At 52.3% G+C, this 14,844-nt stretch carries 8 protein-coding genes; all 8 read left to right on the top strand.

Annotation, left to right across the window (positions count from 1 at the left end; genetic code table 11):
- Positions 1-242: 242 nt before the first annotated feature.
- The 8 genes from ACFSKT_RS24415 to ACFSKT_RS24380 all read left to right on the top strand — a co-directional run bounded on the left by ACFSKT_RS24415 (position 243) and on the right by ACFSKT_RS24380 (position 14,830).
- Complete coding sequence (locus ACFSKT_RS24415) at positions 243-1,217, top strand: LacI family DNA-binding transcriptional regulator (RefSeq protein WP_377721045.1); 975 nt, start codon at positions 243-245, stop codon at positions 1,215-1,217.
- A 156-nt stretch (positions 1,218-1,373) separates the two neighbouring features.
- Positions 1,374-2,324, top strand: a complete 951-nt coding sequence (locus ACFSKT_RS24410) for an ABC transporter permease (RefSeq protein WP_377721133.1) — start codon at positions 1,374-1,376, stop codon at positions 2,322-2,324.
- A 12-nt stretch (positions 2,325-2,336) separates the two neighbouring features.
- Entirely contained in the window at positions 2,337-3,245 is a 909-nt protein-coding gene (locus tag ACFSKT_RS24405) for a carbohydrate ABC transporter permease (protein WP_377721046.1), read from the top strand.
- A 110-nt stretch (positions 3,246-3,355) separates the two neighbouring features.
- Entirely contained in the window at positions 3,356-4,975 is a 1,620-nt protein-coding gene (locus tag ACFSKT_RS24400) for an ABC transporter substrate-binding protein (RefSeq protein ID WP_377721047.1), read from the top strand.
- Positions 4,976-5,096: 121 nt separating this feature from the next.
- Positions 5,097-6,599, top strand: coding sequence for a glycoside hydrolase family 32 protein (locus tag ACFSKT_RS24395; RefSeq protein ID WP_377721048.1), 1,503 nt, complete (start codon positions 5,097-5,099; stop codon positions 6,597-6,599).
- 13 nt (positions 6,600-6,612) lie between these two features.
- The gene (locus tag ACFSKT_RS24390; protein ID WP_377721049.1) at positions 6,613-7,488 is read left to right on the top strand and encodes an ROK family protein; all 876 of its coding nucleotides are present in this window, start codon (positions 6,613-6,615) and stop codon (positions 7,486-7,488) included.
- 365 nt (positions 7,489-7,853) lie between these two features.
- Entirely contained in the window at positions 7,854-13,841 is a 5,988-nt protein-coding gene (locus tag ACFSKT_RS24385) for a GH32 C-terminal domain-containing protein (RefSeq protein ID WP_377721050.1), read from the top strand.
- A gap of 104 nt (positions 13,842-13,945) precedes the next feature.
- Complete coding sequence (locus tag ACFSKT_RS24380; RefSeq protein WP_377721051.1) at positions 13,946-14,830, top strand: phosphotransferase; 885 nt, start codon at positions 13,946-13,948, stop codon at positions 14,828-14,830.
- Positions 14,831-14,844 lie beyond the last annotated feature (14 nt).

Below are 14,844 nucleotides of genomic sequence, written 5' to 3'. Positions count from 1 at the left end.
ATAATCTTCTTGGCACGCTACTATCCGGTTGACTTCATCGCGGCGATCGCTGAACGGATTGCCGCGATTATATTTGTCTAAGGCTAACCCTCTGCCGGCAGATCCATGCCGAACGATGGCGGCGGTTCGAGCGCCTGATCAATGGTGGAAGTTTTTTTGAAAGTCGATATTGAAACGTTTCCAAAATGGTGTTAGTATATGGATATCAAGGAAAGAGGCTTCATGCATCAGGAGGAATCAGATTGTCCAATTTGAAAGATGTTGCGGAATTGGCTGGCGTTGGGGTCGGAACCGTATCGCGTGTCATTAACAATCAGCCATCGGTCAAGCCGAAGACGCGGGAAAAGGTTCTGGCAGCGATTAAGCAGTTAAATTATGTCCCGAATGAAATCGCCAGAAACTTCAAGATGCAAAAATCAAATTTAGTCGCGCTGTTGCTTCCGAGCATATGGAATCCGTTTTTCTCCGAGCTTGCTTATTATATCGAAGATGAATTGGACCGTGAAGGCTACAAATTGATCTTGTGCAACAGCGGAGGCAAGCCGTCCAAGGAATTGTATTACTTCGATATGCTCAGCCAGAATAAGGTAGCCGGGGTTCTCGGGATTACGTATAACGATATCGAGAGCAGTCTCGATACGGAGATCCCGATTGTGAGTATCGATCGCCATTTTTCTAAATCCGTTCCATGCGTAACGGCGGATAATTACACCGGCGGCCGGATTGCCATGCGGGAGTTGTACAAGGCTGGTGTTCGTAAGCCTGCTTTCCTGGGCGTCGTAACATCCGTGTTCAGCGAGACCATGCTTCGGAAGAAGGGATTCATCGATGAAGCGGAGTCGCTAGGTCTAGACTATACTGTCTATGAAGAGCCGGACCCGGTCATGGATGATCTGAAGTATTTCGGGAATTTCTTCAAGGTTAGGGAGCACCGCGAGGTGGATGGCGTATTTGCCATCACGGATATCTTTGCAGCCAAGTATATTGATCAAGCGCAGAAATACGGTATTCGGGTACCGCAGGACGTGAAAGTCATCGGTTTTGACGGCATCCAAGACAGCACGCTTTTTCATCCCATCCTATCGACGATTCGCCAGCCGGTAGAGGAGATGGCCCGCACCTCGGTAAGGCTGCTTTTAAGCCGAATCGCTGGAGCGGCGGTCCCGCTAGACACAGTTAGGCTTCCCGTACAGTTCAGGCCCGGAGAAACAACGTAGAGCTAATTACGCAGGGCCTGATTTTTTCCCGGCAATTTGGAAACGTTTCAAAAATAATAAAACGGATCATCACCTGATCCGAAAAATGGAAACGTTTCAAAAACAGAAGATGTAACCGTTTCCTATTCTTGAAAAAGGGGGCAACTAAACGTGAAAATGGAAACGTTTCAAAATAATTTGAAAGTGAGGCAAGTCCACTTGAAGTCTAGGCGACTAAAATCGATTGCGAACAATTATCAGCTTTATCTTTTTTTGCTGCCCACGCTTTTGTATTTTGCGATTTTCGCTTATTGGCCGATGTACGGGGTCATCATCGCGTTTAAGGATTTCTCCGTTACGAAAGGGATTTTAGGGAGTCCATGGGCAGGTTTCGAGCACTTTGAGCGATTCTTTACTTCCTATAACTTCAAAGAGGTGGTTGGCAATACGCTTGGTCTTAGCGTACTTGGCCTCATCGTGACATTCCCTCTGCCGATCGTTCTTGCGTTGATGTTGAACCAAGTTTCCAACTTGCGATTTAAGAAGTTCGTTCAGACGACGGTTTATGCCCCGTTCTTTATCTCGACTGTCGTCTTGTCTGGCATGATTCTGGTCTTCCTCTCGCCTACAGGGATCATCAATCAGGCGATTGTGCATCTGACCGGCAATGATCCGATTCTGTTTATGTCTAAACCGGAGTATTTCAAAGCGATTTACATCTTATCGGATGTCTGGCAAGCGACAGGTTTCAGCGCCATCGTCTATCTAGCGGCCTTGGCAGGCGTGAATCCTGAAATTCATGAAGCGGCCATCGTAGACGGCGCGACGAAGTGGCAGCGCATCTTGAATGTCGATCTGCCTTCGATTATGCCTACGGCTATTATTCTCTTGATTCTCGCGGTCGGCAATGTGATGGGCGTTGGTTTCGAGAAGGCCTATCTGCTGCAGACGCCGATGAATCTACCGAGCTCGGAAATTATATCGACCTATGTGTACAAGGTGGGGCTGAAGCAGTCTCAATACAGCTTCTCCGCGGCGGTGGGTTTATTCAACTCCGTTATCAATCTTGTGCTGCTCTTGGCCGTTAACAAAGCCGCCAAAAAACTGTCCAATACAAGCTTATTCTAGGAGGGACGAACCGTGTCCGTCGGTCAGACAAAATCACACTTAAGGTCGCGAAACGATCTTCTATTCGACATCCTGAACTATTCGATTCTATCGGTCATCGCGCTTATTGTGCTGTATCCTTTGTATTTCGTCTTTATCGCTTCCATAAGCAATCCCTCGTCCGTTCTTAATGGCGAGATGTGGATTTGGCCGAAAGGCATCACGATGGAGGGTTACTCCCGCATTATTCAAGAGAGCAGTATCTGGCGCGGGTACCAGAATACCATTTTGTACACGAGCGTTGGGACCGTTATTAACGTGACGTTCACCGTCCTGGCCGGATATGCCTTATCGCGCAGAGACTTATATGGGCGGAACACGATCATGGTGTACCTGCTTATTACGATGTTCTTCTCCGGCGGGCTGATTCCTACTTATCTCGTCATCAAGAAGCTGCACTTGATCAATACGATGTGGGCATTAATTCTGCCCAAGGCTGTTTCGCTATTTAATGTCATCATCGCACGGTCGTTTTTCCAAGATACGATTCCAAACGAGCTGCTCGAGCAAGCGAAGATCGATGGATGCTCGGATATCACCTTTTTTGCCAAAATCGTGCTCCCGCTCTCGAAGGCCATTATCGCCGTATTGGCATTGTTCTACGCCGTAGGCTATTGGAACTCGTTCTTCGATGCGCTTATCTATCTGGGAGATGAGAGCAAATATCCGCTTCAGCTGGTGCTGCGCAACATTTTGGTCATCCAAAATGAGCTGGCCAGCCAATTCGTGACCGATGTGGAATCGGCGGAAGTCCAGCAGCGGGTAGCCAGTTTGTTAAAGTATGGCGTCATCGTGATTGCCTCGCTGCCGCTGCTCGTCGTCTATCCGTTTATTCAGCGTTATTTTGTCAAAGGCGTCATGATCGGCAGCGTGAAAGGCTAATCGAGCAAAAGGAAAGCCGCACTTAAGGGGGTGGTCCATACCGGAATAACTGTCGCACGTGAAGTAAAAAGGGTGGTTGCTTGACCAAAGAAAAACGGGAGGAATAGAACATGAAGAGAAGATATGCTTCATCCTTATTGCTGTTGGTTTCTGCAAGCCTGGTGTTTACGGCATGTAACAAGTCGTCTAATGATTCGGAATCTACTTCGTCGAAAGACGGTAACGCCGCGGCGGTAAACGATATCAATTTGACTGGATACCCGATCGTGAAGGATAAAGTCACGCTTAAATTCGTATCTCCTAAAAATCCGTTAGCTCCAAGCTTCGAGGAGATGACCATCTTCAAGAATCTCGAAGCACAATCGAATGTCCGGATTGAATGGAATAATATCGCGAGCGACGGCTATCAAGAGAAGAAGAACCTGCTCTTGGCGACGAACGATCTTCCGGATGCCTTCTATAATGCGCAATTCTCCGACTACGACTTGATTAAGTATGGCAGCGAAGGAACGATCATCCCGCTGGAAGACCTGATCGATAAGTATATGCCGAACCTGAAGAAGCTGTTTGAAGCCCGTCCCGATTTGAAAGCGGTCGTAACGGCGCCCGACGGTCATATCTACTCGCTGCCATATGCGGAAGAGATGAATCTGATCGGCATGCCGAACCAGATGTTCATCAACAAGACATGGCTGGATCAGTTGGGTCTTGCGGTACCGACCACGCTGGAAGAGTACCATGCTGCATTGAAGGCATTCAAGGATAACAATGTGAATGGCAAGGGTACGGTTATCCCGCTCTCTTGGTGGTTCCAAGGCTGGTGCGGGAACGAAGGCGACCTGCTGGGCATGTTTGGCGCGCCGGACGTCACGACGGACGACCATCGCATCGTCAAAGACGGCAAGGTTCATTACTCGCTGGCCCTTCCAGAATATAAAGAAGCGATCGCCTATTACCACAAATGGTATGAAGAAGGTTTGATTGATCCGGAAATCGCCAGCATGGATGCCGAGAAGCTGAAGGCGAAAGGCAAAACGGCCGATATGACGCTGGGCTCCTTCATTTGGTGGGAAGGCCCTGAGATTGTCGGCGAAGAGCGAATGAAAGACTATGTTCTGATGCCGCCGCTCAAAAACAACAAAGGCGAAATCGTCATCGGCAAAACGAACTATTCCGAGTACTCCCGCGATTCGTTCGTCATCACGAAAGCGAACAAGCAGCCGGAAATTACCGCGCGCTGGGTCGACCAGTTGTATGATCCGAAGACGGCGATCCAAGCGCATTGGGGACCTATTGGCGAAGTATACAAGGAAGAGAACGGCAAGCTCGTCAACCTGCCGGTTCCGGCTGGCACGACGGCCGGGGAATACCGCATTAAGGTAGCGCCAGGCGGACCGACCGTCATCACGAAAGATGCATTCGGCACGCTCGTCGATATGGAGCCGCGCGCGAAGCAGCGTCTGGACGAATTGGAGCAATACTACTTCCCGCATCAAGTAAAAGAAAATTATCCGTTCGTCTTCTTCTCCGCGGAAGATCTGGACAAAATCAACCAAATCGAGACCCAGCTCAAAGAATATACGAAACAAATGAAAGCCAAATGGCTCATGTCCGGCGGCGTCGAGGAAGAATGGGACGGCTACCTGAAGAAGCTGGACCAGATCGGTCTGCAAGAGCTGCTCGAGATTTATCAAAAGGGCTATGACGAATTCAAGAAAAACAATACCTAAAGCAAGCCGATGACAACCCGCACATAACGCACAGCACAAACCGGAGCAATGTCGCAGCTGTTCCGGTTTGTTACCCATGCAACAATAAGGCTTTTGCTTTCAGATGGAAGGATGAACAGGAATGACAACGACAATCATCGATGAAAAATACCGACCGCAATTTCACTTCACGCCTCCTGCCAATTGGATGAATGATCCGAACGGCATGGTTTACTTCGAAGGGGAGTATCATCTCTTTTATCAACACCACCCGAATGGAACCACCTGGGGGCCGATGCATTGGGGCCACGCCATCAGTCAGGATCTTGTCCATTGGGAGCACATGCCGATCGCATTGAAGCCGGATCACAACGGTTTTATCTTCTCTGGAAGCGTGGTCGTGGATTGGAAGGACAGCAGCGGTTTCTTCGGCGGCGGCCCGGGCCTCGTTGCGATCTTCACGCACGCAGATCAGTACCCGGACTCCGACCGCCCTAGACAGCGGCAAAGCTTGGCGTACAGTTCGGATAAAGGCAGAAGCTGGACGATGTACGAGAACAACCCCGTTCTGGCGAACGAGGCGCATACCGATTTCCGGGATCCGAAAGTATTCTGGCATGAACCGAAGCAGCATTGGGTCATGGTGCTGGCTGCCTTTGATCGTGCTCAGTTCTACGTCTCTCATGACTTAAAGAGCTGGACCTTCGCAAGCGAATTCGGCATGACGGAAGGTTCCCATGAGGGGGTATGGGAATGCCCGGATCTCATTGAGCTGCCAATCGAAGGCTCCGATGACGCGCGCAAGTGGGTGCTTATTATCAGCATCGGTGATCATCCCGATTATCCGGAGGGCTCCAGAACGCAATATTTCGTTGGCGAGTTCGACGGCATTACCTTTACGAACGAAAATGATGCCGCAAGCGTCTTGTGGCTTGATCACGGTCGTGATAATTATGCAGGTGTTACATGGTCGGATGTACAGCGTCCGGATGGGGCGAAGCTGTTTATTGGGTGGATGAGCAACTGGAAGTATAGCAATTTGACGCCGACACAGGAATGGCGAAGCGCGATGACGCTTCCCCGAGAGCTGCGGCTGCGCCTTACGCCTCTCGGTACGCGACTCGTACAGCAACCGGTCCCGGAGTTCCAGGCATTGAGGGAGCAGGGGCAGAGCCGGCAATGGGCGGGGGTCACCATTCGTCCCGGCGATAATCTACTGGCGGGGCTAACTGGCGATCGATACGAGCTGATCTGCGAATTGGAAGCGGGCCTCGCGGAGGAAGTCGGGTTCCACCTTCGCGCCTCGGATACGGAAAAGACCGTGGTCGGATATCGCGCTGCGGAGAGAACGTTATTCGTTTGTCGAAGCGATTCCGGCGAGAGCGAATTCCATCGTCAATTTGCGTGCAAGCATGATGCACAGCTGGAGCCCCTTGAAGGCCGTATTCGCCTTCATCTATTCGTCGACCATTCTTCGGTTGAGCTATTTGCCAATGACGGGGAAGTGGTCATAACGGATCAAATCTTCCCGGATCCTTCAAGCGTAGGCTTGGAGCTGTACACCCACGGCGGCGAAGCGATCATTCATCGGTTGGACTTCCATCCGCTCCAATCCATCTACGCGTATGCGTCGATGCCAAGATAGGGAGGTGGGGGATATGCTGTTAGGCGCTATTGAAGGCGGAGGCACTAAGTTTGTATGCGGAATCGGCACGACGGACGGGCAAATCGTGGAACGAATTTCGATTCCGACCACGACGCCGGAAGCGACGTTGGATCAGGCGATGTCCTTCTTCGCGAACAAGGGAATCGCGGCATTAGGCATCGGCACGTTCGGACCTATCGATGTCAACCCGCAAAGCCCCGCATATGGTTCGGTCACAAGCACGCCGAAACCGCATTGGAGCGGATATCGCATACTGGATCATGTCCAGCGATTCATGGATATTCCGGTTGGATTCGATACCGATGTGAATGCGGCGGCCTTGGGCGAATCTGTCTGGGGGGCGGCCAAGGGGCTCCGCAATTGTCTCTATATGACGGTCGGGACGGGGATTGGCGTCGGCGCGATCGTCGAAGGAAATCTGGTACATGGCCTGCTGCACCCGGAGATGGGGCATATCGTCGTGAAGCGGCATCTGCTGGACAGCTATGCAGGGAATTGTCCGTTTCACGGCGATTGTCTGGAGGGGATGGCATCCGGCCCGGCGGTCGAGAAGAGGTGGGAGACCCAAGCGGTCCAATTGGATGCCGCTCATACCGCTTGGGAATTGGAGAGCTTCTATATTGGTCAGGCATTGGCTACCTACATCCTTATTCTCTCTCCAGAAGTCATCATTCTAGGCGGCGGCATTATGAATCAAGCGCATCTGTTTCCTCGAATACGAGAACATGTGAAAAGTCATCTTAACCGTTATGTGCAGCATCCTGTGTTTTCCACCGACCTGGAAACGTATATCGTTCCGCCTGCCTTGGCTGGGAATGCGGGGTTATGCGGCGCATTGGCTTTAGCAAAAGAAGCATTAATAAGGTAATACGCAGCGGTTGTTCTCTCCAACTATACACAGATAGGCGCTCCTTGGTTTGCGTTCACGATCGTAAGATTGGGCATGCAGCATGGAGCGAGGTCCGTCTAGTTGGGGAGAATGAATTTCGACAAAATGTAAGCGCTATATTTGGATAAATGGGGGATAGTCGCGTGATAAAAAAGAAAACTCGTTTACGTTTGATCCAAGCCATAATTGGCTCTCTCATATTTACGACAGGTTTTGGGAGCGCTCTTGATCGTGCCTACGCGGAAGAAATCGCGCCTTTCCCTGCGAAGGAGCAAGTATCCCCATCCGTCAGCGCTTCGGTATATCCGAATACCGTCGAGAATCCCGGCTTTGAAACCGGCGATATGACAGGTTGGACGGTAATCGAGGGGAGCGCATTCGGACCTGACAGCGTATCGAAGGAGACGATGTATTGGGCCGAAGGCATTCCCTATCAACAAGAAGGAACCTACCACTTGAATGGATGGAAATATGAAGAGGCGGCAACGGGAAGAGTTCGTTCTTCTACGTTCGCCTTGAGCGGATCCGGGTGGATAACGTTTATGCTCGGCGGGGGCCGACATACGGATCGGAATTATGTTGAAATCCACAACGCGGACACGGGCGAAGTGTTGGCTCGATACGGGAATACGGAGTGGAGCGCCGAGAATTTCCCGAATGTGGAGCTTGGGCTGCATTTGGCTAACTTGGCGAAGTATAAAGCGGATTTAAGCCCTTATTTGGGCCAGAATCTGTACATTGAACTCGTGGATAACGGCACTTCCGATTGGGGGCTGCTGTTCGCGGACGCCTTCAATACCTTTCATGCGTCCAAACCAAGCGAGGGTGTTCGAGCCGATAATTTGTACGACCCGGCAGTAAAGGAGATCGAAAACGGCGGATTTGAATCAGGGGATATGAGCGGATGGACGGTTGTTGAAGGCGAGGCGTTCGGTCCCGAGAGCCTATCCGATGAAACGACCTATTGGGATGAGAAAATTCCTTATCACCAGGAGGGGCAGTATCATCTGAATGGCTGGAAATACCCGGAGGAGAAGACGGGGAAACTGCGGTCGACCACGTTCAAACTGGGCGGAAGCGGATGGATTTCATTCCGGCTCGGGGGCGGCAAGCATACGGATTTGGTACATATCGATGTCTATGACGCCAATAGCGGCGAGCTGGTGGCGCGTTATGGAAATACGGAATTCGCCGATGTTAACTTCCCGCATGTCGACCAAGGGCTGCGATTGGCGAATATGGTGCAGTATAGAGCCGACCTGCGAGCGTTTATAGGCGAGAATCTCTATGTTGAAATTGTAGACGGTGCAACGAGCGATTGGGGAGTTGTATTCGCCGACGATATCCGAACCTATCTGACGAGTACGCCTACCGAAGGCGTGCTCGCAAACAATCTCTATCAGCCTGTTCGGTACGAGCTCCGCAATCCGGGTTTCGAATCCGGCGGTTTATCGGGCTGGACGGTTGTTGCCGGCAATGCCTTTGGACCGGGCAGCGTCTCTGGCGATACGACCTGGTGGGAGGAGCGCATCCCGTTTGAACAAGAGGGCAGCTACCATCTTGACGGCTGGATGTACGACGAGCAGAACACGGGTATCCTTCGCTCGTCTACCTTTACCTTGGGCGGATCGGGCTGGATGACGTTTAAGCTGGGCGGAGGCAAACACACCGATCTTGTGCATGTGGACGTATACAATGCGGACACGGATGAATTGATCGCCCGTTACGGCAATACGGAATTCGCCGACGTCAACTTCCCGAATATCGATCAAGGCATGCGGCTGGCCAACTTGGTTCAATACAAGGCCGACTTGTCGAAGCATCTCGACGAGAACCTCTACCTCGAAATCGTGGACAATGCCGAGTCGGATTGGGGGATGATTTTCGCCGATGCCTTCTTCACCTATCATGAAGCCGTGCCGACGGACGGCGTAGTGGCAACCAATCTGTACGCCTCAATAACGGACACCATTGAAAATCCAAGCTTTGAAACCGGCGACTTAAGCGGTTGGACAGCGGAAGGCGAAGCCTTCGCAGGCGCGGTGACGAATCAATCTCGATTCGGTGACGATTCAACGCCATATGGTCAAGAAGGCGCTTATCACGTATCAGGCTACGATCAAGATGACGAGCATACCGGCACGTTAACTTCTACTCCGTTCCGGTTGGGCGGAACCGGCTTCGTCCGTTTTCTCTTGGGAGGCGGAGCCAACGAAGAGCAGCTCTTCGCAGCCTTGGTGCGTGCTTCAGATGGCGCCGTGCTGATGCGAGCGACCGGCAATCAGTCGGAAGCCTATACCCGGATCAATTGGGACGCAACCCCTTATCTCGGCCAAGAGCTCTACATCCAAGTCGTGGATCAGGATCGGGCCGGTCATCTTAACGTCGATGACTTTCAGGTGAAAGGGTCGGGTTTGGTCGGCTATTGGCCTTTCAACGAGGGGCAGGGAGCAGCGGCTCATGAAGAGGTTCGCAAGATGGATGACGCCGTTCACTATGTATTCAACGATGCCAAGTATAAACCGAATAGCGAACCGTTATGGCGAGACGGCGTAGATGGCAAAGGGTTGCTCTTCGACGGCTACTCGACTTGGATCGCCAGACCCGCGAAGGAGATCGCCAAACCCGCCGATGAGATGACCGTTGAAGCGTGGGTTTCTCCAAGATCTTATGAATGGGGCGACCAAGGGAAGCTGTCCGCGATTGTGAATCAGTATGACAGCGATGCACGCACCGGTTACATCCTGGGGATGGGCCGTCATGGAAAGTGGTCGTTCCAGGTCGGAATTAACGGCAAATGGGTGGAAGCATGGGCAGCAGATGATAAGCCGCTCCCTAAATCCGAATGGTCTCACATCGCGGCGACCTACAGTAAAACGGACGGCAAGCTGAAGCTGTATTTGAACGGCGAATTGGTCGGCACGGCGACGGCGGAGAAAAAGCTGCCCATCTCCCCCGCGAATACGGACTTTATGATCGGTAAAAACAACGCCGGCGCGTTGATTAACGGGGTTTTCACCGCCAATATGTTCAATGGCATGATCGATGAAGTGAAAGTGCTCAATCGATCCCTTACCCAAGCAGAGATTCAGAACGACTACCAGACCGTGACATCCGAGTATGAGGGAGGCATCCTCCCGACGCCATCGATGGATTATGAGCGCAGCGATTACGATGGAGACCGCTATCGGCCTCAATATCATCTGATCGCGCCTGGCCACTGGATGAACGAACCGCACGCTCCGCTCTACTTCGAAGGCAAGTACCACATCTTCTATCAGTTTAATCCGCAAGGTCCTTATTGGCATCAAATTCACTGGGGGCACGCGGTGAGCGAGGATATGGTGCACTGGAAGGACATGCCGGTTGCCCTTGCTCCGGATGGGGGTTCGGAAACGCCCGACGGCGTATGGTCAGGCAGCGCGGTCGTCGACGATACTGGCAACCCCGCGTTATTCTTCACGGCCGGGGATGACAAGGCAACGCCGAATCAGGCGACGGGACTTGCGAGAAGCACCTTCAAGGATGACGGCGATGTCGATCTGAAGCAATGGGTGTATAACGGAACGCCGGTCACCACCCAAGCGCCGAACTTGCCGGCGGAGGAAGGCGAAGTGTGGTACGGCAACTTCCGGGATCCCTACGTCTGGAAAGACGGCGATACCTGGTACCAATTGGTCGGCTCCGGAATTAAAGACGTAGGCGGAACGGCGTTACTCTATACGTCGGATGATATGGTGAACTGGACCTACCAGCATCCGTTCTTCGTTGGCGATTATGAGAAATACCACCAAACCGGGCAAGTCTGGGAGCTTCCCGTGCTGCTGCCGCTGGGCGAGGACAGCAAGGGAACGATGAAATACGCCTTCTTCATTAATCCGTGGTTCGACCACTACGACGCGGACAACGTGAAGTACGTCTTCCATTGGATTGGTACCTGGGACAAAGCGAGCAACAAATTCGTTCCCGACCACGAGGACCCTCGTTTGTTCGATTACGGCGAACACTTCACAGGACCGAGCGGCATGGTGGATGGGCAGGGACGTTCGATCTTGTTCAGCATCGCGCAGGATCGTCGTTCCGAACAGCAGCATTATGATGCCGGCTGGGCGCATAATGGCGGATTGCCGCTCGTCTTATCCCTGCGCGGCGACGATACGCTCGGCGTGGAACCGATTCCCGAATTGCAATCGCTCCGCGGCCAGAAGCTGGTCGATCTTGCTCAGACTACGATTGGAGCGGCGAACGCCAAGCTGAATCATGTGCAGGGCGATATGCTGGAGATTGTATTGGAAGCCAACATGACTACGGCGAAGAAGTTTGGCTTGTCGCTTCGCAAGACCGCGGACGGCAACGAGGAGACCAAGCTGGTCTATGATGCGGAGCAGCAGCTTTTGAGTCTGGACCGATGGAAGTCTTCCCTGGATCCGGATGTGCAGAAGGGAATCCAAAGCGGCAAGATGGAGCTCGATGGCGACGTGCTGAAGCTGCATGTCTATCTGGATCGTTCGATGCTGGAGGCTTATGCCAACGGGAAGAACAGCATCACCTCCCGGATCTATCCGACACGCGGCGATGCGCTAGGTCTTGAAGTATGGAGCGAAGGCGGGCCGGTCTCCATTCAGAAATTGCAGATTTGGGAAATGAACGCGGCTTATGGGATCGCGGAGGAAGCCAGCTGGCCTGCCCCGCAAGCTCCTACGACGCCCGTTGGCGAGTTGCCAAATGCCGATTTTGAAAAAGGCGATTTGTCAGGCTGGACGGTAGAAGGCCAATCCTTCGCGAATCAGAACGTCGTGAAGGCCAACGATTGGGGATGGGGCGGTCCTTTCAGCCAGGCTTGGGTCGCGAAAGATCCTGACCGGTATCATCTGTGGGGATTTACGCCCGAGCTCGGAGATGCTGCGACAGGCTCCTTGACATCTCAAACGTTCCAATTAGGCGGAGATGGCAAGATCAACTTCTTGGTTGGCGGCGGCATGGATATCGATAAGCTTTATGTTGCTCTTGTTCGCGCTTCCGATCATCAAATTCTAATGAAAGCGACCGGAAACAACAACGAAGCCTATCGCCGTGTTACATGGGATGCATCAGCATACAAAGGAGAGCGTCTCTACATTCAGATTGTCGATCAAGGCACAGGCGGCTGGGGACATATCAATGTTGACAATCTGAGCGTTCCGGTTGCGCTGAATGCGACAAGCAATCCGGGCACCGGGGGGATAGCAAGCGATCCGAAACCCAATGTCGTCAACCTTCCTCAGGCTGATCGCGATGGCAAAATCGCCGTTACGATCGCCAATGATGCGAAGGAGGTGCTGCTGCCCGCTAACGCCGCTTTCGACAACAAGCATGTTATCGAGCTGACCAATGACCATGTTACGGTCCGAGTTCCAGGCAGCGTATGGCTTAAGCTGCAAAGTCTGCTTCCGGAAGATCAACGGAGGGAGGCGACAATCTCGCTAAAGATGGAGCCGGTATCTGAAACCGATCGCACCGAGCTGTTGAACAAAGCGGAGGCCAAGGCAAAGGCGGATCTGACGGTTGCCGGAAGTATGCTGGACTTCTCGCTTTCGATCAGGAATAAAGACGGCGTAGCGAAGCCGTTATCCGAGTTTGACGAGCGCATTACGATTGCGCTTCAAGTGTCGGACCCTGCCAAGGAAGAACTGCTCGGCATCTATTACGTGGCGGATGACGGTTCAATAGCGTATGTCGGCGGGAAGATCGAGAGCGGAAAAATAGCGGCCAAACTCAATCATTTCAGCACATACGCGGTTCTCAGCTACGATAAATCCTTCGCGGATGTGAGTGAATCGTTCTGGGCGGCGAAAGTCATCAAGGAACTAGCTGCGAAACACATTGTTGAAGGCATCAACCAAACGCAGTTTGCGCCTAGCAAGTCTGTGACTCGCGCGGAATTCACGACGTTCATCGTGCGCGCGCTCGGACTTCAAGCACGAGAGAAGATACCGTTCATCGATGTCGCGGATACGAGCTGGTATGCCGATGAAGTGGCGGCTGCTAGCGAAGCGGGTATTGTGACCGGTCTGTCTGAGCGCGTATTTGCGCCGAATGCCATCATCACGCGGGAAGAAATGGCCGTTATGCTTGTACGGGCTTATGAGCACGCGACAGGCACGAAGGCGGCTGCTAGCGAAGCGGAAGGCTTTGCGGATGAAGGGACGATCAGCAGCTGGGCGCTGGAGGCTGTAAGAAAAGCGCAAGCTTGGGGGCTTATTAACGGCCGCGGCAGCGATCTATTCGCGCCAAAAGCCGAGGTGACCCGCGCGGAAAGCGCACAGGTGATGGCTAACTTGATTGCCCAATAAGAGCGGTTACGTGTAAGGCAAGCTTGGAGCGGGAAGGCAGGCTGCGCGTGCAGCCTGCCCCCTCTAAGAAAGCAACTCCTACAGAAGAGGCGAGGTGAGTTCGCTTGAAGACGAAAGTGGACGACATTATTCGTGAGATCCCGGAGCTTGAGCGCGAATTCGTGGAATATCACCAGCTTGGCGGGGGCCTGTGCAACGAAACGTATAAAGTGCAAACCAAGCAAAAAGCCTATGTCCTCCGCATCAATAGCAGGCAAAATGAATATTTAAACCTGACGCGCCGCTCTGAAATCGAAGTGATGAAGAAGGCGCATCGCTTGGGATTTGCGCCTCAAGTCATTGCCGATGATCAGCCTGAACGCTATGTGGTCACGGAATTTATCGAGGGACGCATGCTAGCGAAAGATGACCTGGCAGACGAGAACATCAAAACCATGATTATGGACCGTCTCAAAGTTATTCATGGCATGGAAAGTCAGGAACGAACATGCACGCCTTATGATTTGATTCATGGCTATTTGAAGGGGGCGGATTCGTTTCAAGTCAAGCGCCCGGATGGCCTGAACCGACTATTGAACCGCATCGACAAAATCGCGCATCAACGGAGCGATGACAAAACCTACAATAACAAGTTTTGTCACAATGATTCCTTCCTTGTGAACATGATCTATACGGGCGAACGGCTGCAGATCATCGATTGGGAGCTGTCGGGGATTGGAGACGTGTTCTTCGAATTGACGCTCATTCCGTTTACTAACCAGTTCAGCGAAGCGGAAGAACGGGAATGGTTGAGGCTGTATTTCGGGCATTGCGAAGAAGAGGCATTCCGCATTTTCCAAGATATGAAATACGTATCGATGGTGCGCGAGGTGGCGTGGGGATTGTTTTACAGCGGCCTCACGAAGGAAAACGAGCATCACGATTTCGACTACTACAAATTTGCCGAATATTGCATGGAACGAATCGAGCAAGGAATTTATCAGTTATAGCATGCACCTCGCAC

The sequence above is a fragment of the Paenibacillus xanthanilyticus genome (genome assembly GCF_042682185.1).
GTDB lineage: Bacteria > Bacillota > Bacilli > Paenibacillales > Paenibacillaceae > Paenibacillus_Z > Paenibacillus_Z xanthanilyticus.
Note: the sequence above shows the minus strand (reverse complement) of the source record. Positions and strands in the feature narration are given on the sequence as shown.